This is a genomic window from Stenoxybacter acetivorans DSM 19021, from assembly GCF_000745895.1.
GTDB classification, from domain to species: domain Bacteria; phylum Pseudomonadota; class Gammaproteobacteria; order Burkholderiales; family Neisseriaceae; genus Stenoxybacter; species Stenoxybacter acetivorans.
The window spans coordinates 1-21545 of the sequence record NZ_JQKE01000046.1; the positions used below are offsets into that span (position 1 = coordinate 1).

A 21545-nucleotide genomic window follows, 5' to 3' on the forward strand; every position below is an offset into this window, starting at 1 on the left:
GAATACAAGGGAACGCCGGAACATGCTTTCAAAATTGTCTGTACAGAACATCGCATCAATCAAAAATTTACCCGAGTTGCCCGCCCACAGACCAATGGTAAGGCAGAGCGGGTTATCAGGACGTTGATGCAGATGTGGCACGATAAAACACGCTTTCAGGACAGTGAGCATCGAAAGCTGGAGCTAAATCGCTTCATCAACTACTACAATACGGTGAAGCCCCATAAATCACTTAACGGGGCGACACCATACGAGGTACTAGAGAAATATTTTTATTTTGATGAAAAGTGTAAATAACGCGGGTAATTCTTACATATCAATCATTTTATGGCGGAAGCGGTGAGATTCGAACTCACGGAGGGGACAAACCCTCGACGGTTTTCAAGTCCCATATTTAAAAAATAACCATTTGATTTATATAACATGTGATGCCCGCATACACCATCACATACAGGGTGATACAGGGTGGTTCAGGCACAAATTCGGCACACGCTGAATTTGCAAAAACGATTAGTTGATTGTCCTTTAATAATTGAGGGTGATTAACCAATCGTTTTTTATTTTGGACATAAACATGATGAAAACTATTTTATCCAGCGCGTGGCTGCTATTCCCGATATTTGCTCACGCCAACGTACAAACTGCTGTCTACCACCCACCCGCTGCCTCACAGCGGGTTTTGTTTAATGAACTGGCAAAACAATGCGCACCAAACGTTCACCCGCATACATTACAAGCAATTGCTCGTGTTGAAAGCGGTTTCAACCCTTATGCCATTGGCGTGGTTAAGGGTGCGCTGCCGCGTCAGCCGCGCAATCATGTGGAAGCCGTTAGTGCTGCCAAAGCATTACACGCTGCCGGCAAGAATTTCAGCATGGGACTGATGCAGGTGAATAAGTTCAATCTGCCCAAATACGGATTAGATTATGAAACTGTGTTTAATCCATGCAAAAACCTAGCGGTGGGTGCAAAAATTCTAACCGATTGTTTTACCCGTGCCGAAGCGGGGCGCATCACCCAAACGGCATTGCAAAAAGCATTCAGTTGTTACTACAGCGGTAATTTCCGCTTTGGCTTTACACAGGATTTTCCGGGTCAGCCCTCGTATGTAAAAAAAGTGATGCTGGCCGCAACGACAAATTCGGCAGAGCAGACAATTAAAGTACCTGCGCCGGACAGTTCCGTGCCGATTGCGGTGCCAGCCAAAGTTTCAAGCAGCCTGAATAAAACAAAAGCTGCTGTCAGGGTTAAAAGTTCTGTCGTTGAGCAAGATGCCAATACCGATAAACCGCGTTCGGCATGGGACGTTTTTGCTGACTTCTAAAGGATACGAATAATGAAAATCCCTGTGAAAATCCCTGTGAAAACCCCTTTTTTGCTGATTGGTTGTTATGTTGCCGTTGAAACCGAGCTGTTCCGGCAATTGGATTTAAGCCATGCCGATATGGTTAATGTACCTGATGATGTTTCACACGTGATTGGTTACTTTTTACCCGGCGGTACATTTCATGCCGTGGAATGTTTTTTTGATTATGAAGCCGCTGAAAAACAAGTGGCTTATTTAAACGGCAGAGTAACCGCCATACCCACACCTGAGACAAGCACACTCGCTGTGTAAAGTCTCGCTCTATTTTTCAGGCAGCCGCCACCCTTCTTCGGCTGCCTGAAAACCACCAAACCGCTTTGATGACCTCAAGGCGGTTTTTTGTGTCTGCCGTTTGCCCTTGGGTATTCGGCATTTTTTCTGTTTAAAACAATAAGGAGTTCTTAATGAACGCAAGCAATAACCCTGTAACCGCTTATCAACAAACTGCCCGCTGGGGTTTGATGTTGGCGGCGTGTCTGCTGTCATCAGCCGCTATGGCGGCAGGTTTGGAAACCGAAGCCAAAGGCATGCTCACCAACATCAGTTCCGCACTCAAGATCATTATCGGTGTGGTGGCGGGCATTTCGTTGATGTGGCAATTCGCACAAGGTTTTATGGGGCGTAAAGAATGGGCGGATATTTTCCAGACCTGTGCGTGGATTGTCGGTGCGGCGTGTGCATTGGCACTTGCGGAATGGTTGTTCAAAAGCGGCGGGGCTATTAGCTTCTAAGCGGTATTTTACTGTTTGCGCTTATCGGCATAGACGGGCATCGCCCCGCCTTTGCTTTTTTCGTTGCCTTTCATTTTTTCAGGAAGCCCGTTATGGCTGAAGAATCCACCAACATCAACACCGAATACTCCGCTTACAACGCATTGGCGCGTGAAGCCATGTTTTTCGGGATACCGATTGTCGCTTTCGGCATGTGTATCGGCGCGGCAACCTTGCTTGCCTTGATTGCGATGCAGTTTGTCGGTTTATCGGGACTGCTGCTGTTCGGCTTGTGTTTACCGGTATTGCTGTTTTTAAAAACCATTTGTGCCAGCGACACCCAAGCGATGCGCAAAATTGCTGCTGAAGTGAAGTGGTTTTTCCGCCGTAAAAACGCACAACTGTTCAACAGCACCACCACCATTTTGTCCACCAAATACGGAAGACAGTTCGATGATTATCAGCGATTTTTTGAGAAGAATTCTTAAAATTCAACCCGCCCAAGCCGATTTTCTGCCCAAAATCAGCCAACATGTTACTGACCATTTCGTGTGGTACAACACGGGCCACATGATGTTTGTCATCAAAATGGAAGGCTTGCCGTTTGATGGTGTGGACGACAATCAATTACTGACGCACTTTATCGGCTTGCAAAACCTGTTCACTGCACTGGGCAAAAGCGGTGATAACCGTTTGGCACTGTGGGCAACCTTACAACGCCAAAAAATTGACTTCAACCGCAATTATCAATTCAGTAATCCGTTTTGCCGCCAATTTGCCGATAAATATTTGTCCCGCTTTGCCGAAAAGGATTATTTTGAAAACATTTTTTACTTGAGCGTGGTGCTAAAAAGCGAGGACATCAAAAGCGGCGTCAAAGAATGTGAGGAATTGTCTTCGATGATGCTGAAGAGCTTGGAAGTGTATGACCCAAGTTTGCTCGGACTGTATCACGTGGGCGGCACTCGGATTGATGACGGCAAAGAAGGAACGCCGCCGCAATATGCGGCATTGGATTATCCGTTGTCGTTTTCAGAAGTGTATGAATTTATCGGCAAGCTGATTAACACTTGCCGCACCCCACAACCTTTAACAGAAACCGCTGCATATCAGGTTATCGGCAATGCCGATTTGCACTTCGGTTCGGACGTATTTGAAATCCGCCCCGACCACGCACCCAGAAAATTTGCCCAAGCATTTGACCTGAAAGATTTCGGCATCAGTAAACCAAAGATTTTGGCACCCGTGCTAACCCTGCCCTTTGAATTTACTCTGACGCAATCGCTGATATTTATCAACAGCTACGATATGCAAGGCAAGATACATCGGCAGGTTAATAACCTGAATTCGGCAGGTGATAAAGCACACCACCAAATGGCAGAACTGGAACATGCCCAAGGTGGTTTAACCGCCGGTGAAATCATGTTTGGCGATTATCATGCTGCCTTAATTGTGTATGGCAAAACCGCAGCGGAAGCGGCGCAAAACGGTTCCAAAGCCACTTCTGCCTTTTTAAGCAGCGGCGCGTTTCGTTTCACCAAAAGCGGCTTTTCTGCACCGTCCAGCTATTTCAGCCAAGTACCGGGCAGCCGCGAGCGTCCGCGCAGCTTCCCGAAAACCAGTATTAATCTTGCCACCACATTTGGGATACACAACTACAGCCACGGTAAGAAGTACGGCAATCCTCTGGGCGACGGCTCGGCTGTCATGCCGATGCAAACCGTCAGCAAGACTATTTTTGACTTCAACTTTCATTTTACGAAAGACGGCGAAGACAATCGTGGTCATAAAATTGCAGGGCATACACTGATACTGGGGGCAACCGGTACGGGTAAAACGACCTTGCAAACATCCATTCTGGCATTTGCCGAACGCTTCAACCCTGCGTTATTTGCCATGGATTTAGATCGCGGCATGGAGATTTTTATCCGAGGAATTGGTGGCTCTTACTTCAGCTTGGAAGCAGGAAAACCAACGGGCTTAAACCCTTTCCAACTGCCCGATACCCCAAAAAACCGTGATTTTCTTTATACACTGGTGGGCATGTGCGGCGCGGACAGAGACGGCAAACTCACTGCTGCTGAAGAGAAAGAAATCGTTGCAGCGGTTGATGCGGTGCTGGTTCTGGATTTTGAATTGCGCAATTTCAGCCATTTGCTACAAAGCATTCCGATTATCAACGATCCAAACTCGCTTCGGGTACGTTTGGAAAAATGGTGCAGAAGCGAGGGCGGACAAGGCGGACGGTTTGCATGGTGTTTGGATAATGAGAAAAATCTGTTTAATCCAGATGACTTCTTTCGGGTTGGTTTTGATTTAACCGATATTCTCAAAGACAACTACCCGCCTACGGGTCCGGTGTTGGCGTATATGTTTCACCTCAGAAGTTTGATGATGGAACGTATTGCCGCCGACGGTGGGATTTTAGCCACCATTATTGAAGAGTTCTGGTATGCAGCACGGTTTGAAGCACTACAAGAAATCATGCTAAAAATTCTCAAAACTGACCGCAAATTGGGGGGCTGGTTGGTGTTGGTGAGTCAATCACCTGAAGATGCCATTCATTGCCCAGTATTTCCCGCAATCGTCCAGCAAACACCGACCAAGATCTTTCTGCCCAACCCAGATGCCCGCTATGAGGGCAGCTATGAGCTGTGCGGCTTAAACAGTAAAGAGTACAGTGAATTGGTGAAGCTGTCGGTGGAGAGCCGCACCTTCTTAGTGAAACAATCCAAACAGTCGGCATTCGCGATGTTGGATTTATATGGCTTCAACGATGAAATGCCGTTCTTGAGCGGTTCATCGGAGACTGTGGAGTTGCTGCATAAAATCATGGCGAAACATAGTAATGATGTGCAACAATGGTATCAGCCGTTTGTGGAAGCAGTACGAGAGCGAACCACGAGCCGTAAGGCTAAAGCCAAAGCCTTAATTTAATTTTGTAACCAGCCCGTCAATGGATTTGACGGGCTTTTTTGTATCCATAAGGAGCATTACCATGAAACGCATGAAACGCATGAAACGCTGTAAACTCGTATTCAAACACCTCGCTCTTGCCGCTTGTCTTTCAGGCAGCCTGATGATGAGCAGCCCCATTGTCATGGCTTCGGGCATTCCCACTTTTGACGGTGCAGCAGCGGCAAATGCGCTGCAATCATTGTTAAATATGAAAGAGCAAATCGACAACCAAATCCACCAGATTGCCGAGCTGAAAGCACAAGTTAAAGCAGTATCGGGGGTACGCAATGTTGGGCAAGTGGTGAATATGGTAAAAGATGAGCTGCCGGCTGAATGGAAAGAACTCGCGTCAATCAATGTCGGCAGTTATAAAGACATTATGAAAGGCACAACCTATACCCCTGAAGACGCGGCAAAAGCCCTATTTGCCAATAAGCAGCAAACTGAGAAGATGTTCAACGAAATGAGAAATAACTTGCGTGATATGCAGTCATTGATGAACGAAGTCGGTACCACGTCCGACTTAAAGGCTTCGGCAGATTTGCAGGGAAAAATCACCGCGAAGCTGGCAGTATTTCAGGCACAGCAGATGAAGCTGGATATGATGCAGAAGATGTTTGAGTTGGAGCGAAAAATAGCTACCCAACAGTATGAATCCCGCCAAATTTGTTTAGCGAAACATCTGGGTGATAAAAACTTTGCCGCTTGCCAGTAATTAAGTAAAGCACCCATGCACGGATATTTTTAAGGAGAACATTATGGCAGGTACTGCGTTCGCGGATATGACGAACATGTTGATAGACGGCATGGGTGCGAACTTAATTGCCAAATCTGCCAATCTGATCGCGGGGATAACCCCCGCGTTTACGGCAGGATTTGGCGTTTATGTTTTGTTGTGGGTAATCAATGCTTATGGACGGGGAGTTGATGAAAATATCGTGGACTTTGCCAAGCGCATGATTGGCTGGCTGGTGGTGATCGCTTGCGCTTTTAATGCGGGTATGTACGCCAAAATTGCCATGGCAGCCTACGGGCTGCCTGAAGATTTGGTCAATATGTTCGGTTTTACTGAATACACAGCCAACGCATTGGATGCGCAGTTTACTGCTTTGAGTGATGTTATCGGCAAATTTTTGGCAAGTACCGACGAACAGAGGACCATTCTGGAGCCCATTAAGTCTATGGGTATCTATTTGAACGCTCGCATCGTTGCCATCGTCATCTGGTTTTTCGGCGGTATTTTCCTGTCGTTCACCTTGGCTTTTTATCTGGTCGCGAAATTATCGCTGGCTATGGTGTTGGTAATTGGTCCCTTATTTCTGGGTTGCATGCTGTTTCCCGCCACACGGCAATGGGGCATGAACTGGATCGGGCAGATTTTAAACTATGCAGTAACCATATGTTTCTATACAATCTTAGGTTCCATTCAAAACAATGTGTTTAGCCAACACATGAGTAGTTTAATGGAAATTCTAACCGGAACCAACGGTATTAGTAATCAGGTCAATGAAATCCTGTTTATGTCGTATATTTTTATGCTGGCTGCTTCAACGATTATTTTTATAGTGGTAGCATGGAATATCCCAAGCATTGCAGGGGCATTAACAGGCGGCGCAGGTGCTTCCGCAGGTGGCGTGTTGCGTTCTGTGATACAAACCGGCGGCGGTATCAAAACATCGTCGTTAAACCCAATGAAGTATTTTGGCAGTAAAGACGGCGGCAGTATTTCCTCTAAATAAAAGGAGCAAAACATGTTTAAATTATGGCTATTGGTTACCGCATTTTTGTTTTTCGGTCTGCCTATGTTGGAGTTTTTCGGTGTGATTGAGCAAGGCAATTATGGTTTTGCCGTTTTAGGGTATATCGCTTTTACCGTGATTTGTATTTTATTGGCACCCAAAGGCTATCCGGTGGTTATTGTTGATGATCGTCGGAAAAATCGAGACTAAACTCCGCTTCTGTATTAAATCAACCCAACAAAGGAAATTTTAAGCATGAAGAAATATTGGACACTGATATTACTCAGTTTTATCACCGTTGGTTGCGGCGAAAGTGAAGAAGAAAGAAGAAAGCGAGTAACCAAGGAATACACGGAATACGAAATATGTATGAATAAAAATGTAAACATCAGAGAGCCTGAAAAGATGGCTGCTGCCTGCAATCATTTATACCCAGAAGAAATGAGAGAGGCAATGAAAAAGCATCAGCAACAAGAAAAAGCAGAATCAAAATGAAACCCTCTGAAAGCCTGAGACTACATCGGCAAAGTATTTTGCAAGCCGTTCAACGCCATCGGGTCAGTAATCCGCGTGTGTTTGGTTCTGCGCTTCACGGTACAGATACCGAAAACAGCGATTTGGATTTGTTGGTGGATACTGAAGCACGTACTACATTGTTTGATTTGGGCGGCTTGCAATATGAACTGCAAACTTTACTGGGGGTGTCGGTAGATTTGCTCACACCACAAGACTTGCCGCCGAAATTTCGCCAACAAGTATTACAGGAAGCCAAACCCATATGAAAGAAAATAGAGCCGTCGATTATTTGGGTTATATGAAAGATGCGGCATTTCGTGCCGTTTCTTTCATAGAGGGTTTAACTGAAACCGATTTTATGGAAGATGAGCGCACCCAGCAAGCAGTTGCCATGAGTTTGGTGGTTATTGGTGAATCCGCAGCCAGGATTTGTGAACAATGCCCTGAGTTTATAGCAAAATACCCTGAAATCCCGTGGCAAGCCATGCGCGGTATGCGCAATCGCATTGCACACGGCTATTTTGAAATTAACTTTCACACGGTATGGGAAACAACAGTGCAGAATTTGCCCGATTTATTGCAAAAATTAGAGCAAATTACGGCACAAACGCAAGAGCGTGATGATGATTATGAAATAGAGCGATAAGTACCGCAAATCTATTCCAAGCCTTTTTCTTCAGAAAAGAGGCTTTTTTATTGCCCTTTCATTTTTTCAGAAAGCCTACTCATGAAACTCGAATACATGATTCCCCAACTTCTGGAAGCTAATGGTATTTTGGTTGTCTGAATAAAACGGGTTTGCTATATTCGTGTTTTTACCGAGGAAAGCGAAATCATGTCCGAGCAATTTTTTAAAAAGAAGAAAGGGGAGATAGGGGAAAAATTATTTGCTGCATGGCTTGACCGAAATAATTATCCCTATATTTATGTTCGACAAAGCCAAAAAGATTTTTCAGCTTTCCTGAAAAAGATTGGTGCAAAACGTCCTGATTTTCTGGTTTTTTTACCGGGAACCGGTTTGATCGCGGTTGATGTAAAGAATCATACATTTTCCAAATCCAACGGTACAAGAACGGTAAACATTTCTGAAGATGGAGAATTGACTGCTGCCAGCCAATTCTCCAAATTAACAAAACTCCATCTTTGGTATGCTTTTGTAGGGAGTAAATCTGAAGAAATTTGTGATGAATGGTATTTCACCTATGCCGATGAAGTGCCAAACAAAGGAAAATTTCGCAAGGGAGATAACGGAATTTTTTACGTACTGGCTTTAGAGGAACTCTGTTGCGTTCGCGATAGTCTTGACGGTTTATCTTCATACGCCAAGGTGTCGTTGTTTAAGTAAACAAATTAAGTAGAGGAAAAACACGCCGAAAGCGTGTTTTTTATTGCCTGAAACAAACAGATATGCTTTAATGTTTGCACTGCTTTCAACAAGCAGCTGGGTTTGGCGACCTATTTCTGAGTAAGGCACACAATGCCGCTGACGCGGCTATTGTTTTGCATAGCCTCCTTCTTTATGGGCAAGGCGTATGGGACATCGCAAGATGTGCCGTAACTTACTCTACGGTTCGCCAACCCGTACGACCTTGCTCACCTCATTTGGCGATGAGAAGCAAGGACTTAAAACCTTGAGTAAGGGGTATTACTGTGCAAAATGCAATCTTAACATTCCAAGAAAACCAAATCCGCTCATTCACCGATGATAAAAACGAAATCTGGTTTCTGGCAAACGATGTCTGCGATATTTTAGGCTACTCAAATTCGCGAGATGCCGTCTCTAAACATTGCAAAGACAAGGGTGTCGCGAAACGCGACACCCCCACCAAAAGTGGTAATCAAGAAATGGTTTACATCAATGAACCCAATCTATATCGCCTGATTATCAAATCCCGCAAGCCCGAAGCAGAGCCGTTTGAACAATGGGTGATGGAAGATGTTTTGCCGAACATACGCAAAACCGGCGAATACAAAACGTCCGCCAAACGCGGCAGACCGCGCTTAACCCAAAAGCCCGAGTTCCCTGAACATTTGCGCATTACCCGCCCGATACGCAATCGTGATGACTTATCGTTTACCAAACGCGATGAAAACGGTGATTTACTGAACTGGTATGTGCCTTATGACCGAGAAAACAGTTGGCATGAAAATTATGGTATCGGTGCGATTTGGTTTGAAGAGATTGCCGAACTGGCAAAACACAATCCTGAAGAAGCCTACTATGCCATTAAATTTTCTGCACCGTATGTGGCACATTACGTCAAATTAAAAGAAAGTCCGCACAACGGACAAGCCAGCGGTTTTTATCACCGCATGGCGGTTTGGACAATCACCGGTATTCTTGCCAACCAAGGACAAGAACCGCAATTGCCGTTTCAGCCCGTGTATATGGGTAAACCACCGCTGGAGGGTTTTGATTACTTTTTACAAAAAGCCGCCCCGCGCCGTGAACTCACACCGCAAGAACAATATGCCATAGACCAACGCGCCCGAGAGCTGGCTAATGAGTGTCATAAATTATGCTACGAACGCCGCCGTTATGAACTGATGTTGCAAGCGGTATAAATGCCAACCAATTACCCAAGCCTTTTTCTTCAGGAAAGAGGCTTTTTTATTGCCCTTTCATTTTTTCAGAAAGCCTGCTATGGAATACGAAATGGAGAGGTAAAGAAAAATCGCCACCCTCGAAAGGCTGGCGGAAACTTGCGTTTTTTGGTTTTTGGCTTGTTTCTATTGACTAAACAGCAATATCAACGCTAAGATAGCCCTAACATCAATTTTGACGGTTAATCGAAACTTGCCTATAGCGATGGACAGTTTCATTGTCTAACCACTCCTTTCCGGGGTGGCTTAACTACAAAAAGCCCCATTCGCACTGGGGCTTTTTGCTGCTTAGCCCCGCCGTGATTACACCCAAAGTCTGCTTTAGCTCAAAAATGGGTGTAAGAATTCCTAGCATGATTTAGATGACTGGATGCCCGCACAAACAGATAAAGAACGGGTTTATGCCTTATTAAAAACCGCCATTTCCAACATGCCTGAACCGGAGGCAAAAAGAGTAACACAGTGGCTGAATGCCGCTTTGGAAAGGAATTTTGATGAATAACCATTTAACAACATCTGCTCATGAACAATTATGGCAAGAATTAGCCAATACTCAGCCTGATAGTTCAGTTGTCAATGAGATATTGGCTTCAGGGCAACCGATTTATTATCGTGAAGACGATACGCCCGCAGGTTTGGAAATCAAAGAATACCCTGATGGGCACCGTGAATTGGTACGTTTTTCCAGACAAGGTGATGAGGTTATTCGGATTTTATGAGTATAACAAAATCACAATTATGGGTATTCGCCGGTCCTAATGGTGCTGGCAAATCCACCTTAGTTGCCAAACATCATGTGCAACAACGCATACCTGTTATCAATCCTGATAATATTGCCTACCAAGTCAATCCTGAACAACGTGATAACGTGTCCATTATTGCCAAAGCAGGACGTGTTGCCATTGAACAACGAAGACAATTGTTGGCAATACACAATTCTTTCGCGATTGAAACCACACTTACAGGTAAAAATGAACTACAGCTGATGAAAAAAGCCAAAGAACTGGGCTATAAAGTCAATTTGGTTTATGTCGGGTTAAAAGATGCTTCACAGTCCAATACCCGTGTCGGAATGAGGGTAAAACTCGGCGGACATGATGTTCCCGAAGCGGATATCTTTCGGCGATTTGATCGCAGTTTGGCGAACTTGCCTCAAGCCATTGCCATCAGTGATCGCGTATTGATTTTGGATAACAGCGGAAAAAATCATCGTTTGTTGCTCAATATGGAATATGGCAACACTAAATTCATCAGCTCAAATTTACCTGATTGGTTTAGGCAATCAATCAGGCTGCCTGAAAAACAACAACAGGGAGCAGTGAATATAAACCACGAACAAGAACGTGATGATGATTATGAAATAGAACGATAAAAACGAACATGATTAAAAACCGAAAAGCCTGCTGTTTCCTGCGGGCTTTTTTGTTGCCTGAAACAAACAGATATGCTTTAATACTCGCACTGCTTTCAATCAAGTGGTCGGGCGTGACAACCTGTTTTGCATTGGGCATTCAATGCCGCCGTAGCGGCTATTGTTTTGTCTGTTGATACTTTATGGGCAAGACATACGGGCAGCCGAAAGGCTGGCTGTGTTCCTAGTGCCACAGTTTGTCACCCCGTATGTTCTTGCTCACCCCCGCGTGACAACGGGCGAGTAAGTTTTAAACTTGCACTGGGAATATCACCATGAAAAACAATATTTCAGTTTTTAATTTCAACAATACGGAAATTCAAGTTATCAATAAAGACGGCGAAGCCTACTTTGTGGCTTCGGAAATTGCCGAAATTTTGGGTTATCGTGAAGCCTTTAATTTAACTCGTGTTTTAGATGATGATGAAGCTGCCCCTCACAATATGAGGATCAGGTCTGAAAACGGTGTAGAACAAGACAGGAGTGTTACCATTATCAGCGAAAGCGGTTTGTATCATGCTATTTTTAAAAGCCGCAAAAAAGAAGCCATGAATTTTCGCAAATGGGTAACGTCCGAAGTCTTACCCAGTTTACGCAAAACCGGTGAATACAAAACGCCCGCTAAACGCGGCAGACCACGCTTAACCCAAAAGCCCGAATTCCCTGAACATTTGCGCATTACCCGCCCGATACGCAATCGTGATGATTTATCGTTTACCAAGCGCGATGAAAACGGTGATTTACTGAACTGGTATGTGCCTTATGACCGAGAAAACAGTTGGCATGAAAATTATGGTATCGGTGCAATTTGGTTTGAAGAGATTGTCGAACTGGCAAAACACAATCCTGAAGAAGCCTACTATGCCATTAAATTTTCTGCACCGTATGTGGCGCATTACGTCAAATTAAAAGAAAGTCCGCACAACGGACAAGCCAGCGGTTTTTATCACCGCATGGCAGTTTGGACAATCGCCGGTGTTCTTGCCAACCAAGGACAAGAACCGCAATTGCCGTTTCAGCCCGTGTATATGGGTAAACCACCACTGGAAGGTTTTGGTTACTTCTTACAAAAAGCAGCCCCACGCCGTGAACTCACGCCGCAAGAACAATATGCCATAGACCAACGCGCCCGAGAACTGGCTAATGAGTGTCATAAATTATGCTACGAACGCCGCCGTTATGAACTGATGCTGCAAGCGGTATAAATGCCAACCAGTTACCCAAGCCTTTTTCTTCAGGAAAAAGGCTTTTTTTATTGCCCTTTCATTTTTTCAGGAAGCCTACTATGGAAATCGAAACTTTAATGTTGCTGGCAGAAATTTTGCCGTATGTGCAAATGACATTACTTGCTTTTTTAGCATGGTCTATTGCGATATTTTATTTTTAAAGTTGTATTCTATCGTCAGGAAAGACCTTTAATTCGTGCCATGAATATAAAGGGAAAAAACTGGTTTTATAGCCAATTCGTAATGCAGTCGTTTCTCTTGGCTTTTCCATAATTAAAACCAACTGACACGCGCATTTTTGATTACCAACATTAAACATGGCAGCCTGAATATCAATGGCAAAATTCACTTTAGAATTTGGGTCAATCATTTTAGGCTTTGAAGTAATTCCATTTGAAACCGCTACAATTTTTTCAGGTGCGATACCAATCACCCAAATATAACTCAAAGTGTAAGACTGGTTTGCCAAACGTCCAAATTGAAATTTCACTTGTGTATGCTTACCGTCTGCCAAATGGAATACTTGCATATCAATCGGTGGCGTAATCAATCGTCTTTGTTGAACATATACCGTAGCAATTGAAAACACTGCCGCTGCCACAGAAACAAATGCCGCTAACCAAGTCATTATCAGGAGCCTTTATGAACCAAGAATTACTGCATTTTATCGTTTTAACCGATGCAATTTGTATTACCTTAGAAATTTTTTGCCTGTTTTGGATTTGGCGCAGACACTTGTTTTCATGGTATTGCCGTATTTTATGGCATTGGGAAGAACGCCGCCGTACTAAAAAACATCACCGCCTTTAAAACCGCTTTTAACCAAGAGCGGTTTTTTTATTGCCCTTTCACTTTTTCAGAAAGCCTAAAACCCCATGAAATCCCTAATCTTACTCATCATCACCTCCGCTCTGCTCACGGCTTGCACTTCAGCCCCCAAGCCGCACGGTACACCGTTTCCGATTAACACCGAAGCCGTTTCCAAGGACAGTCAATGAATCCGAATTTAACCCACACCGACCAAATCGAAGCCAAAAAAGCCAAGCAAAACGCCCGTCAGTTTATTCAAGCCGCCGCTGCATTTGAACAATCCGAAATTGAGCGGGTTAAAAAAACCAACAAAATTGCGTGGCGAATTGCCATTGGTTCGTTGGTGATTACTGCGTTGTCAGTGGTTGCCGTTGTCGGGCTGACACCGTTAAAGCAAGTGCAGCCGTTTGTGATTCGCGTCGATAACAACACCGGGGCTACCGATATTGTTACCGTCGTAAAACAACGCGAACAATCCTACGGCGAAGTGATTGATAAATATTGGCTGGCGCAATACGTCCGTCAACGTGAGGGCTACGATTGGCAAACCATTCAAGACAGCTACGACACCACCATGTTGTTGTCTTCGCCGCCAATTCAGCAGGAATTTGCCAAGATTTACAGCGATAACCCACAAGCCCCACATAAAATCCTGAAGGACGCTTTTAAAGTCGTTGTGAACATCAAAACAATCAGCTTTATCGGCACAACCGCACAGGTGCGTTTTGACAAAAAAATGATACCGATTTCAGGCGATACCAGCCGCACCTTTCCGCCGCAGCCTTTGATTGCCACGATTGCTTACGAATACAGCGATCAGCCGCTGGCAGAAAAAGACCGCCTGATTAATCCGCTGGGTTTTCAGGTAATGAGCTACCGCGTCGATCCGGAAAACGCACCTTAGGAGAGCATGAATGAAACAATGGTCAGTATTTTTAGCGGCGCGTATTTTCAGGCAGCCGGCAGTGGTAATCAAGGCAACAACAGCGGCAATCATTGCCGCTTTTTGTTTGCCTGTTGTTGCCGAGACCCTGCCGCAATCGGCGGGGAAAGATTCACGGGTACAAGTGGTTGAGTATCACCCCGACCAAGTTTACAGAATACGCGGCAAAATCGGCAGTGCGTCTATGGTACAGCTGGAAGCAGGTGAAACCGTCAGCGGCGACAATGCTTTATTGGGCATGGGTGATGCCGAAGCGTGGAAAGTTGCCGTGCAAGGAAATAACATCATTTTTAAACCGACAGTCAGCCGACCTGAAACCAATCTGATTATTCAAAGCAATAAAAGAACCTATGTTTTTGCTTTGTCTTTGCTTGGCAAGACGAAACAAGCACCGACTTATTTATTGCGTTTTGCCTATCCCGACAGCGTTCAAGCCGCCCGTAACCAAGAAGCCGAACGCACTGCCAAAGCCATTGAAACCTTAACCAACAACGGTGCAAACAACCCCACTTATCAATACGCCGTAATGCGTAATCTGGATTATTGGGCGTATGGCGACAAATCACTTGCGCCAACCTCAGCGTGGGACAACGGACGATTTACCTATTTCCGTTTTGACAACGCCAAAGATTTACCTACTGTATATCGGGTATTGCCCGACGGCACGGAAGTTTTGGTGAATGTTCATATTGATAAAGACACCGTTGTTGTTCATGAAATTGCTGCGCAGTTTATTTTGCGTTTAGGCAAATCGGTGTTGGCTCTGGAAAACCGCAATTACCACAGCGGTGAATTTAACCGTACCGGCACCGCCGACAGCAGCACGGTACGTATCGTCAAATAAAGGACAACATCATGGCATTTTTTAAAAAGAAACAGGATAAAGGCGATTTCTCACAAATCGCAACACCGAGCATGGCGGATAAGGTGGAAGACAACACCATTGAAGCGGGCTTACCCTTAAACGCAGACAGCGGTAAAAAGTCGAATATGGGTAAAGTCGGCTTGGCGGCAGGTGGCTTGCTTGCGGTGATGTTGATTGTCGGCGGACTTATCATGATGACATCAGGAAAAGACAACACCGAAGAAGAAACGGCTAAACCCGTTGCCGAAGCGGTACGCAATACCCAGCCAAAAGACTTTAGCCAAGATAAGGTCGAGCTGGCAAGCACCGATTTGGATTTTGGCGCGACTTCCGAACCTACCACTGATAATGAAGCTGTACCGTCTGATGAGATGATGCCTAACCATGCTCAAGCACAACCCGAAGCCACTGCTTCCGCCCCGATTGATGAAAACCGTTTGCGGCGTTTGGGCGGTGAAGTGGTTTTGCCTTTGGCTGAACGCAGCAATACAACAGCCGGCAACGATACCGAAGGCAGTAATCAGCATGTTGCCGATAGCAGCGGTTTTGGTAACAGCAGCGGCAGCACCGGCTTCAGCGGCAAACTCAATCCCACCGCTACACCAACCGTTCGCGCGATGCAGCGCGGTAATCGTGATTTGCTGTTAGCCAAAGGCACAAATATTCAATGTGTGCTGGAAACACGGATTATTACTACTCAGCCCGGATTTACCCGCTGCCAAATCAGCCGCGACATTTACTCAGCCAACGGCAAAGTATTGTTGCTGGAACGCGGCTCGAAGATTATCGGTGAACAAACCAGTGCATTGGTGCAGGGACAAGCCCGTGTCTTTGTTCTCTGGAACGAAATCGAAACCCCGCACGGTGTAAAAATCAACATCGCCAGCCCGGGCAGCGGTGCGTTAGGCGAAGGTGGACATGAAGCCAAAATCAATTACCACTTTTGGCAGCGATTTGGCGGAGCGATTTTAATCAGCCTGATTAACGACGTTGCCGAAAACCTGACACAGCGGCAGCAGGGCATGAACGGTAATAACAACAGCATCACCTATGAAAACAGCAGCGAAGCGGCACAAGAAATGGCAACCGAAGCGTTGAAAAACAGCATCAATATCCCGCCGACGGGGACGGTTAATCAAGGTGCAGTGCTGAACATTATGGCAGCGCGTGATGTGGATTTCAGCGGTGTGTATGAATTGGTGCCGAATCCGTGGGTGTTTTAAGGAAAGCAGCAAGATGAATGTAGAGCAAAACATTTTCAGAAAATTTATGAAGCGGGGGGTTAGGTATGACTAAGTCGCTTTCCCCGCTTCGATATCCGGGAGGTAAATCGAAAATATATGAGAAAGTCAAAAACCTAATCATAGCCAACGGTCATTGCGACAGAACGTATGTTGAGCCGTTTGCTGGTGGCTTTGGAATAGGCATTGGTTTGCTGTGTGAAGGCATTGTCCCATCAGCTGTACTGAATGACTATGATTCGCACATTTATCACTTTTGGTATGCGGTTTTGAATGAAACCGAGGGGTTATTACGTTTGATTACTGATACGTCAATTACCATTGAAGAACGTGAGCGGCAAAAGCAAAAGTATAAAGACATGAACACCGACCCGCTCACAGATGGGTTTGCCACGCTGTTTCTAAACAGGGTTAACTTTTCAGGTGTTATCAAAGGCGGGCCTATTGGCGGATTAGACCAGTCTGGAATCTATAAAATTGATAGTCGATTTAACAAGGAAGACATCAAAAGCAAAATCAAAACAATCGCCAAACTGAAAAGCAAAATCAAGCTTTTCAATGAAGATGCTGGCTATCTCATTAGGATGATCCTAATAAAAATGAAATCACCTACGTTTTTGAATATTGACCCTCCATATGTCGTCAAAGGCAGCCAACTTTACACCAATTTCTTCACAGAGGACAACCACCTAAACCTTCAACGGGTCATTATCAAGCACTTAGGTGCGGAGTATCCCTGGATAATCACATATGACGATTGCCCACTTGTCAGAGACCTTTATAAGAGGTTTTATATGAAAGAGTATGAGATTACTCATAATGCAGGCGGGACTGTGCGGGGGAAAGAACTTGTTATTACAAATATTGCACCGGCTCATTTCAAGTGGTGAGTCATTGAGGAGGAAATCATAGAACGTCAAAAAATATCATACATAAAGCCAAGTCCTAAACCCCTTTTTTCTGATAAATCAACACACCCACCCGCTCACCGAAACGGTTTTTTTACGCCCAAAATTTTTGAGCAATGAAAGGAAAAACAATGTGGTTAATAATTATTGATGTATTATTTATTTCTCTTTCGGTTTATCTTTTGATTTATTTCGCATCACGTTGGCTTGAGAATTACCGTATCAATAAAAAGCGCATTGCCGAACTGGAGTGTAGACTGAAAAAAATTCGGCAAGAAAAAGAAAAATTCATGAGACGGCAGGCGCAAAATCAGCTTGAATAGATCGGAACAGGCTGCCTGAAAAAGATTCCAGGTTGCCTGAAAAAAGATAATAATTTATTTAAAATCAATTGGTTTGTATTGAAATACACTGGAAAATATTGATAAAACAGCGTATAATGGTTACTTTTAATAATTTACAGAATTTTTTATCTAAGGGAAATATCATGACTGAAATTGAACGTATGAAAGAAAACATGCGCCAAGCAGATGCTATTTTTGCGCTTGAAGGATTTGAAGCAACTGAGTATAGGCATGCAATTAATGCTGCACTGTTGGACGGGCGGGTAACAAGAGCGCAAATAATCAAAGAACTACTTGATTATGCTAATAAATATAAAACTGCTGATGGCTTTACGGAATCACGAACTTGGATATAGGGTTATGGTAAAAAATCAATATATCGGTGATAACGGCGCTTTGTATAATAAACTTGGTATTACGAATAAAGATGATCTTAGAGATATAGAATATAAGATAACTATCGTTCGAATTGACGAACTTATGGATAACAAAAAAATTCTTAATATCCAAAAATTTGGTTTTGAGCGGCAACAAGCCATTCATCAATACTTATTCCAAGACATCTATGATTGGGCAGGAAAAATTCGAACTGTGCCGTTTTCAAAAGAAATGGGAAACGGTTTGGTATCTGTGTTTAGCGACCCTACTGCCATTAAATCAGATTGGGTTTCTTTAGAAAAGCAGACGAATGCTTTTGTTCATGCTGAAAATTTGAGCTTTGCGCAAAAATGTGAAGCATTGACGGATATTTTTATTGAAGCCAATCACATTCACCCATTTCCTGAGGGAAACGGGCGCAGTCTACAGGTTTTTATGAGACAATTGGCACAGATTCAAGGCGTGGATTTGGATTACAACAAAACAAGTCCGACCGAATGGAATATGGCAAGCGCGGTCAGCAGCATATATGGGGAATTGATTAACGAAAATGATCAAAAATACCTTATTCCGTATCCGCCTGACACTAAACCGATCAAAAAAATTTTTGCGAAAATAGCATATTTATCGCAAGAAAATGAACAAATTCATAATGAACTCGCCGCTGCCAAAACCCATTGCCACAAAAAAGCCGAGCAACTAGACAGCATCAACCAAGCCAAATTCAACTACTACGAACAGCACATGCTGAAATTGTTAAACGGTTTGGCAGACAAACCACGCACCGAAGCCATGCGCAACTTTTATGAAAACGCCTCGCACGACATGAACGGGCAAGCATTCAGCTGGGTACACCCGCTGCAAACACCAAAGCAGCAAGCTGCCGAACAAAAACAACGGCGCGAGCAAAGCAACACATCAACCGATTTACAGCAGCAAAACAACGATTACGACTATGACCGTTAAACACTCAGCACTGAAAGCCAAATAACCTATCCTTTTTTTCTGATAAACCAATACACCTGCCCGCTCACCGAAGCGGTTTTTTTATGCCTGAAAGTTTTGAAGTATGACACAACACACTGCAATACGTCCCGATGCCACCGTCCGCAATATGCTGGACCGGCTTGGCATCTCTGAATATTTAAACCGCGAAGGCGTTACCGAAGTCGTTATCAACCGCCCCAACGAAGTTTTTATTGACGCTGGGTGCGGCTTTGAACGGATTGAAGACGAACGCTTGGCGTTAAAATCACTGGAACAACTGGCAAGTGCTTTAGCGATATACAACAGCAAACATCTCTGCTTTGAAGAGCCGATTCACTCAGTAACACTGCCCGACGGCGAACGCGGACACCTCATGATGCCGCCCTCCTGCGAAGATAAAACACTTGTTTTTGCGCTGCGCAAACCCTCAAACAGCCGCTTTAGTTTAAACGACTATATCGAGACTGAACGCATCACTCATTTCAACGATGTTTCAGGCAGCCTGAATCCCGATAAACCCGTTACTGAAGACAATCACATCAACGGCAAACACTTCCGCGATTTAGCCGATTCAATGGGTTTGCCAAATGATGTACCACTGGCAGATTGGCAGTATCAAATGCTGGCAGCCAAAGCCAACCGCGACATGGATACCTTTTTTAAATTGGCTGTGGCACATAAACTCAACATTTGCATGGTTGGTGGCACCGGCTCGGGTAAAACCACCTTTACCAAAGCGATTGCCGATTTGGTTTCTGAAGACACCCGTATTATTACTTTAGAAGACACCCATGAACTCAGCCTGCCCAAACACCCCAACCACGTGCATCTGTTTTTTAAGCAGCACATTACCGCAAAAATGCTGATTGCCGCCTGTATGCGCTTAAAGCCCGATCGCGTATTTCTCACCGAATTGCGCGGTGATGAAGCGTGGGATTATTTGAGCTTACTCAACACCGGACACCCAGGCGGCTTAACTTCGGTTCACGCCAATGACGCACTCAGCGTACATGCACGAATTGCACAACTGGCAAAGGAGTCAAGCACAGGGCAAACAATGGATTACAGCTACATACTCAACAGCGTTAAAGCCACGATAGACATCGTGGCTTTTTTTGAAAAAACCCGTTTAACCGAACTCTACTACAACCCAGTCGAAAAATACCGTGCTGTTCAAGGGCGGCTTTAAGGTTTTTTACCCGCTTCACCCACCCCAACCGCCTGTTCAGGCGGTTTTTTTATGTTCATACAAAGGAAGTTTTATGAATCAGAATGCAACACAAGCTCACCACAAGCACATCACCGGCAAGAAACTATTGCCGGTGATGATTGCTTTAGCGTTTTCACAAAATGTATTGGCAGCGGGATCAGGTGTTTTTCTTACCAGTGTCGGCTGCTTAACGGAAGCCACTGCGACACATTCTAATGATGTGGCTATCGGTTGTGCTACCCAAGCCACAACTTCTGCTCCGGGTAATACCGGAAATATTGCCATTGGCTTACACGCACAGGCAACAGGAGATGCATCTTTGATTGCCATTGGTTCAGATGCAGCGGCAATGGGTTCGGGTTCAATTGCTCTCGGATGGGGTTCAACGACAACAAATATCAATAGTATTGCCATTGGAACAAACAGTGCTGCTCAATCACTCAACAGCGTTGCCATGGGTTATGAAGCTCATGTACTTGCCAATGCCAGCAGTTCAATAGCATTGGGTACACTGTCCTCAGTTGATGCCAACTCTGCTGTTGCACTGGGTTATAACGCTAAAGTTTCGTTTGCCGCTAATAATTCAATGGCACTGGGTTCTAATTCATCGGTTGATGGTACAAATAATATCGCGCTCGGAAATGCTTCATCAGCCAATGGCAACCGTAACAATAACGCATCCTTTTTAACCAATCAAAAGGCAAATGGCGAATTAAATATTGGTCCAACAGGAGGGTATCGCCGCATTACCGGTGTCGCCGGCGGCGAAATTGACACCGATGCCGCCAATGTCGGTCAATTAAAAGTGGTGAACAACAAAGCAGATGCCAATACTGCCAGCATCACTCAAATTCAAAACACATTAAACAGCATTGATACCCAAGCCGTTGCCGACTTGGGCAGTAATGTTGATGCTCTGGGCAACAGCACTGCTGCCAATTTGGGTGGTGGCGCATCTTATGATGCCGCAACCGGTACGGTTTCTGCACCAAATTACAGTGTACAAGGCAGCAACCACAATAATGTTGGTGATGCACTGACGGCTTTGGACACCCAGGGCAATCGCATGAAAAATTTTCTCTCACCATTTTAATCAATTAAGCCATAGTGTATTATTTTCCATAAATTATTCTCATCAGAAAGAAACTCATCATAGAAAAAACAGATAATTTGTTGGATTTATTGGTAAAGATTAAAGATCCACGCGGAAAACACAAAATTGCTTACTCGTTGCCTGCCATTTTAACCATTGCCATATGTGCCTCGTTGGCAGGGGCGGATACTTTTGTTGAGATGGAGCAATGGGCAAAAGAAAAAATTGAATGGTTT

32 protein-coding genes are annotated in these 21545 nt (G+C 44.6%); 31 read left to right on the plus strand and 1 reads right to left on the minus strand.

Annotated elements, in window-relative coordinates; all coding sequences use genetic code 11:
- From Q384_RS07365 to Q384_RS12680, 19 genes are all read left to right on the plus strand, one after another.
- Nucleotides 1-297: integrase core domain-containing protein (locus Q384_RS07365; protein ID WP_037586949.1), on the plus strand; the 297-nt coding region annotated here is incomplete at its 5' end.
- Nucleotides 298-574: 277 nt separating this feature from the next.
- A complete protein-coding gene (locus tag Q384_RS07370; protein WP_051940660.1) occupies nucleotides 575-1324 on the plus strand; it encodes a lytic transglycosylase domain-containing protein in 750 nt (249 codons plus the stop codon).
- Nucleotides 1325-1336: 12 nt separating this feature from the next.
- Entirely contained in the window at nucleotides 1337-1618 is a 282-nt protein-coding gene (locus tag Q384_RS07375) for a hypothetical protein (RefSeq protein WP_037586950.1), read from the plus strand.
- A gap of 152 nt (nucleotides 1619-1770) precedes the next feature.
- A complete protein-coding gene (locus Q384_RS07380; RefSeq protein ID WP_051940663.1) occupies nucleotides 1771-2097 on the plus strand; it encodes a TrbC/VirB2 family protein in 327 nt (108 codons plus the stop codon).
- A 92-nt stretch (nucleotides 2098-2189) separates the two neighbouring features.
- On the plus strand, nucleotides 2190-2564 hold the full coding sequence (locus Q384_RS07385; RefSeq protein WP_051940664.1) for a VirB3 family type IV secretion system protein: 375 nt from the start codon (nucleotides 2190-2192) through the stop codon (nucleotides 2562-2564).
- Nucleotides 2530-5013: a VirB4 family type IV secretion/conjugal transfer ATPase gene (locus Q384_RS07390; protein WP_051940666.1), complete on the plus strand. Its 2484-nt coding sequence runs from the start codon at nucleotides 2530-2532 to the stop codon at nucleotides 5011-5013. Before Q384_RS07385 ends, Q384_RS07390 begins: the two co-directional genes overlap by 35 nt.
- A gap of 61 nt (nucleotides 5014-5074) precedes the next feature.
- Nucleotides 5075-5749 (plus strand): type IV secretion system protein, encoded by a 675-nt coding sequence (locus Q384_RS07395; protein ID WP_169740846.1) that lies wholly within the window; start codon nucleotides 5075-5077, stop codon nucleotides 5747-5749.
- A gap of 43 nt (nucleotides 5750-5792) precedes the next feature.
- The gene (locus Q384_RS07400) at nucleotides 5793-6773 is read left to right on the plus strand and encodes a TrbL/VirB6 family protein (RefSeq protein ID WP_051940670.1); all 981 of its coding nucleotides are present in this window, start codon (nucleotides 5793-5795) and stop codon (nucleotides 6771-6773) included.
- Nucleotides 6774-6785: 12 nt separating this feature from the next.
- Complete coding sequence (locus Q384_RS07405; RefSeq protein ID WP_037586952.1) at nucleotides 6786-6983, plus strand: hypothetical protein; 198 nt, start codon at nucleotides 6786-6788, stop codon at nucleotides 6981-6983.
- Between the two features lie 45 nt (nucleotides 6984-7028).
- Nucleotides 7029-7268: a hypothetical protein gene (locus tag Q384_RS07410; RefSeq protein ID WP_037586953.1), complete on the plus strand. Its 240-nt coding sequence runs from the start codon at nucleotides 7029-7031 to the stop codon at nucleotides 7266-7268.
- Nucleotides 7265-7555 (plus strand): nucleotidyltransferase family protein, encoded by a 291-nt coding sequence (locus Q384_RS07415; protein ID WP_037586954.1) that lies wholly within the window; start codon nucleotides 7265-7267, stop codon nucleotides 7553-7555. The genes Q384_RS07410 and Q384_RS07415 overlap by 4 nt, the downstream gene beginning before the upstream one ends.
- Complete coding sequence (locus Q384_RS07420) at nucleotides 7552-7935, plus strand: HepT-like ribonuclease domain-containing protein (protein ID WP_037586955.1); 384 nt, start codon at nucleotides 7552-7554, stop codon at nucleotides 7933-7935. The genes Q384_RS07415 and Q384_RS07420 overlap by 4 nt, the downstream gene beginning before the upstream one ends.
- A 189-nt stretch (nucleotides 7936-8124) precedes the next feature.
- Entirely contained in the window at nucleotides 8125-8634 is a 510-nt protein-coding gene (locus Q384_RS07425; protein WP_037586956.1) for a hypothetical protein, read from the plus strand.
- A 305-nt stretch (nucleotides 8635-8939) separates the two neighbouring features.
- Nucleotides 8940-9854, plus strand: coding sequence for a BRO-N domain-containing protein (locus Q384_RS12935; protein ID WP_084224431.1), 915 nt, complete (start codon nucleotides 8940-8942; stop codon nucleotides 9852-9854).
- On the plus strand, nucleotides 9855-10049 hold the full coding sequence (locus Q384_RS13785; protein ID WP_037586957.1) for a hypothetical protein: 195 nt from the start codon (nucleotides 9855-9857) through the stop codon (nucleotides 10047-10049). It begins immediately after the preceding gene.
- 214 nt (nucleotides 10050-10263) lie between these two features.
- Nucleotides 10264-10395 (plus strand): hypothetical protein, encoded by a 132-nt coding sequence (locus Q384_RS14310; protein ID WP_281174517.1) that lies wholly within the window; start codon nucleotides 10264-10266, stop codon nucleotides 10393-10395.
- A complete protein-coding gene (locus tag Q384_RS07440) occupies nucleotides 10388-10612 on the plus strand; it encodes a hypothetical protein (RefSeq protein WP_037586958.1) in 225 nt (74 codons plus the stop codon). Before Q384_RS14310 ends, Q384_RS07440 begins: the two co-directional genes overlap by 8 nt.
- The gene (locus Q384_RS07445; RefSeq protein WP_051940673.1) at nucleotides 10609-11265 is read left to right on the plus strand and encodes an ATPase; all 657 of its coding nucleotides are present in this window, start codon (nucleotides 10609-10611) and stop codon (nucleotides 11263-11265) included. The genes Q384_RS07440 and Q384_RS07445 overlap by 4 nt, the downstream gene beginning before the upstream one ends.
- Before the next feature lie 314 nt (nucleotides 11266-11579).
- Nucleotides 11580-12509: a BRO-N domain-containing protein gene (locus Q384_RS12680; protein ID WP_051940674.1), complete on the plus strand. Its 930-nt coding sequence runs from the start codon at nucleotides 11580-11582 to the stop codon at nucleotides 12507-12509.
- Nucleotides 12510-12687: 178 nt separating this feature from the next.
- On the opposite strand, the gene Q384_RS07455 is transcribed toward Q384_RS12680, so the two are convergent.
- Nucleotides 12688-13158, minus strand: coding sequence for a hypothetical protein (locus Q384_RS07455; RefSeq protein ID WP_037586959.1), 471 nt, complete (start codon nucleotides 13156-13158; stop codon nucleotides 12688-12690).
- Between the two features lie 14 nt (nucleotides 13159-13172).
- Between Q384_RS07455 and Q384_RS13285 the strand changes: the two genes are divergently transcribed.
- The 12 genes from Q384_RS13285 to Q384_RS14515 form a co-directional block, all read left to right on the plus strand.
- A complete protein-coding gene (locus Q384_RS13285; protein WP_156956495.1) occupies nucleotides 13173-13340 on the plus strand; it encodes a hypothetical protein in 168 nt (55 codons plus the stop codon).
- A gap of 65 nt (nucleotides 13341-13405) precedes the next feature.
- A complete protein-coding gene (locus Q384_RS14315) occupies nucleotides 13406-13528 on the plus strand; it encodes a hypothetical protein (RefSeq protein ID WP_281174518.1) in 123 nt (40 codons plus the stop codon).
- A complete protein-coding gene (locus Q384_RS07460) occupies nucleotides 13525-14244 on the plus strand; it encodes a VirB8 family type IV secretion system protein (RefSeq protein ID WP_037586960.1) in 720 nt (239 codons plus the stop codon). Before Q384_RS14315 ends, Q384_RS07460 begins: the two co-directional genes overlap by 4 nt.
- A 10-nt stretch (nucleotides 14245-14254) precedes the next feature.
- On the plus strand, nucleotides 14255-15127 hold the full coding sequence (virB9, locus tag Q384_RS07465) for a P-type conjugative transfer protein VirB9 (RefSeq protein ID WP_051940676.1): 873 nt from the start codon (nucleotides 14255-14257) through the stop codon (nucleotides 15125-15127).
- Between the two features lie 11 nt (nucleotides 15128-15138).
- Nucleotides 15139-16371: a type IV secretion system protein VirB10 gene (gene virB10 / locus Q384_RS07470; protein ID WP_037586961.1), complete on the plus strand. Its 1233-nt coding sequence runs from the start codon at nucleotides 15139-15141 to the stop codon at nucleotides 16369-16371.
- 65 nt (nucleotides 16372-16436) lie between these two features.
- Entirely contained in the window at nucleotides 16437-17279 is an 843-nt protein-coding gene (locus Q384_RS07475) for a DNA adenine methylase (protein ID WP_037586962.1), read from the plus strand.
- Between the two features lie 149 nt (nucleotides 17280-17428).
- Nucleotides 17429-17620 carry a hypothetical protein gene (locus Q384_RS07480; RefSeq protein WP_037586963.1) on the plus strand — a complete coding sequence of 64 codons (192 nt, stop codon included), beginning with the start codon at nucleotides 17429-17431 and terminating at the stop codon, nucleotides 17618-17620.
- A 164-nt stretch (nucleotides 17621-17784) separates the two neighbouring features.
- Nucleotides 17785-17997: an antitoxin VbhA family protein gene (locus Q384_RS07485; protein ID WP_037586978.1), complete on the plus strand. Its 213-nt coding sequence runs from the start codon at nucleotides 17785-17787 to the stop codon at nucleotides 17995-17997.
- Nucleotides 17998-18121: 124 nt separating this feature from the next.
- On the plus strand, nucleotides 18122-18985 hold the full coding sequence (locus Q384_RS12685; RefSeq protein ID WP_051940679.1) for a Fic/DOC family protein: 864 nt from the start codon (nucleotides 18122-18124) through the stop codon (nucleotides 18983-18985).
- 103 nt (nucleotides 18986-19088) lie between these two features.
- Entirely contained in the window at nucleotides 19089-20195 is a 1107-nt protein-coding gene (gene virB11, locus Q384_RS07495; protein WP_037586964.1) for a P-type DNA transfer ATPase VirB11, read from the plus strand.
- A 73-nt stretch (nucleotides 20196-20268) separates the two neighbouring features.
- On the plus strand, nucleotides 20269-21309 hold the full coding sequence (locus Q384_RS07500) for a hypothetical protein (protein ID WP_037586966.1): 1041 nt from the start codon (nucleotides 20269-20271) through the stop codon (nucleotides 21307-21309).
- Between the two features lie 89 nt (nucleotides 21310-21398).
- A partial coding sequence (locus Q384_RS14515) for a transposase family protein (protein ID WP_425423480.1) occupies nucleotides 21399-21545 on the plus strand: 147 nt, incomplete at its 3' end.

Excerpts from the sequence above, each read along its gene's own strand:
- Q384_RS07370 (WP_051940660.1), top strand. The coding sequence starts at position 575 with ATGATGAAAACTATTTTATCCAGCGCGTGGCTGCTATTCCCGATATTT.
- virB9 (WP_051940676.1), top strand. The coding sequence starts at position 14,255 with ATGAAACAATGGTCAGTATTTTTAGCGGCGCGTATTTTCAGGCAGCCG.
- Q384_RS12685 (WP_051940679.1), top strand. The coding sequence starts at position 18,122 with ATGGATAACAAAAAAATTCTTAATATCCAAAAATTTGGTTTTGAGCGG.
- virB11 (WP_037586964.1), top strand. The coding sequence starts at position 19,089 with ATGACACAACACACTGCAATACGTCCCGATGCCACCGTCCGCAATATG.
- Q384_RS07380 (WP_051940663.1), top strand. The coding sequence starts at position 1,771 with ATGAACGCAAGCAATAACCCTGTAACCGCTTATCAACAAACTGCCCGC.
- virB10 (WP_037586961.1), top strand. The coding sequence starts at position 15,139 with ATGGCATTTTTTAAAAAGAAACAGGATAAAGGCGATTTCTCACAAATC.
- Q384_RS07455 (WP_037586959.1), bottom strand. The coding sequence starts at position 13,158 with ATGACTTGGTTAGCGGCATTTGTTTCTGTGGCAGCGGCAGTGTTTTCA.
- Q384_RS07425 (WP_037586956.1), top strand. The coding sequence starts at position 8,125 with ATGTCCGAGCAATTTTTTAAAAAGAAGAAAGGGGAGATAGGGGAAAAA.
- Q384_RS07420 (WP_037586955.1), top strand. The coding sequence starts at position 7,552 with ATGAAAGAAAATAGAGCCGTCGATTATTTGGGTTATATGAAAGATGCG.
- Q384_RS07500 (WP_037586966.1), top strand. The coding sequence starts at position 20,269 with ATGAATCAGAATGCAACACAAGCTCACCACAAGCACATCACCGGCAAG.
- Q384_RS07410 (WP_037586953.1), top strand. The coding sequence starts at position 7,029 with ATGAAGAAATATTGGACACTGATATTACTCAGTTTTATCACCGTTGGT.
- Q384_RS07400 (WP_051940670.1), top strand. The coding sequence starts at position 5,793 with ATGGCAGGTACTGCGTTCGCGGATATGACGAACATGTTGATAGACGGC.
- Q384_RS14310 (WP_281174517.1), top strand. The coding sequence starts at position 10,264 with ATGCCCGCACAAACAGATAAAGAACGGGTTTATGCCTTATTAAAAACC.
- Q384_RS07405 (WP_037586952.1), top strand. The coding sequence starts at position 6,786 with ATGTTTAAATTATGGCTATTGGTTACCGCATTTTTGTTTTTCGGTCTG.
- Q384_RS07445 (WP_051940673.1), top strand. The coding sequence starts at position 10,609 with ATGAGTATAACAAAATCACAATTATGGGTATTCGCCGGTCCTAATGGT.
- Q384_RS07390 (WP_051940666.1), top strand. The coding sequence starts at position 2,530 with ATGATTATCAGCGATTTTTTGAGAAGAATTCTTAAAATTCAACCCGCC.
- Q384_RS12680 (WP_051940674.1), top strand. The coding sequence starts at position 11,580 with ATGAAAAACAATATTTCAGTTTTTAATTTCAACAATACGGAAATTCAA.
- Q384_RS07440 (WP_037586958.1), top strand. The coding sequence starts at position 10,388 with ATGAATAACCATTTAACAACATCTGCTCATGAACAATTATGGCAAGAA.
- Q384_RS07485 (WP_037586978.1), top strand. The coding sequence starts at position 17,785 with ATGACTGAAATTGAACGTATGAAAGAAAACATGCGCCAAGCAGATGCT.
- Q384_RS13785 (WP_037586957.1), top strand. The coding sequence starts at position 9,855 with ATGCCAACCAATTACCCAAGCCTTTTTCTTCAGGAAAGAGGCTTTTTT.
- Q384_RS07415 (WP_037586954.1), top strand. The coding sequence starts at position 7,265 with ATGAAACCCTCTGAAAGCCTGAGACTACATCGGCAAAGTATTTTGCAA.
- Q384_RS14315 (WP_281174518.1), top strand. The coding sequence starts at position 13,406 with ATGAAATCCCTAATCTTACTCATCATCACCTCCGCTCTGCTCACGGCT.
- Q384_RS07460 (WP_037586960.1), top strand. The coding sequence starts at position 13,525 with ATGAATCCGAATTTAACCCACACCGACCAAATCGAAGCCAAAAAAGCC.
- Q384_RS07480 (WP_037586963.1), top strand. The coding sequence starts at position 17,429 with ATGTGGTTAATAATTATTGATGTATTATTTATTTCTCTTTCGGTTTAT.
- Q384_RS13285 (WP_156956495.1), top strand. The coding sequence starts at position 13,173 with ATGAACCAAGAATTACTGCATTTTATCGTTTTAACCGATGCAATTTGT.
- Q384_RS07375 (WP_037586950.1), top strand. The coding sequence starts at position 1,337 with ATGAAAATCCCTGTGAAAATCCCTGTGAAAACCCCTTTTTTGCTGATT.
- Q384_RS07385 (WP_051940664.1), top strand. The coding sequence starts at position 2,190 with ATGGCTGAAGAATCCACCAACATCAACACCGAATACTCCGCTTACAAC.
- Q384_RS07475 (WP_037586962.1), top strand. The coding sequence starts at position 16,437 with ATGACTAAGTCGCTTTCCCCGCTTCGATATCCGGGAGGTAAATCGAAA.
- Q384_RS07395 (WP_169740846.1), top strand. The coding sequence starts at position 5,075 with ATGAAACGCATGAAACGCATGAAACGCTGTAAACTCGTATTCAAACAC.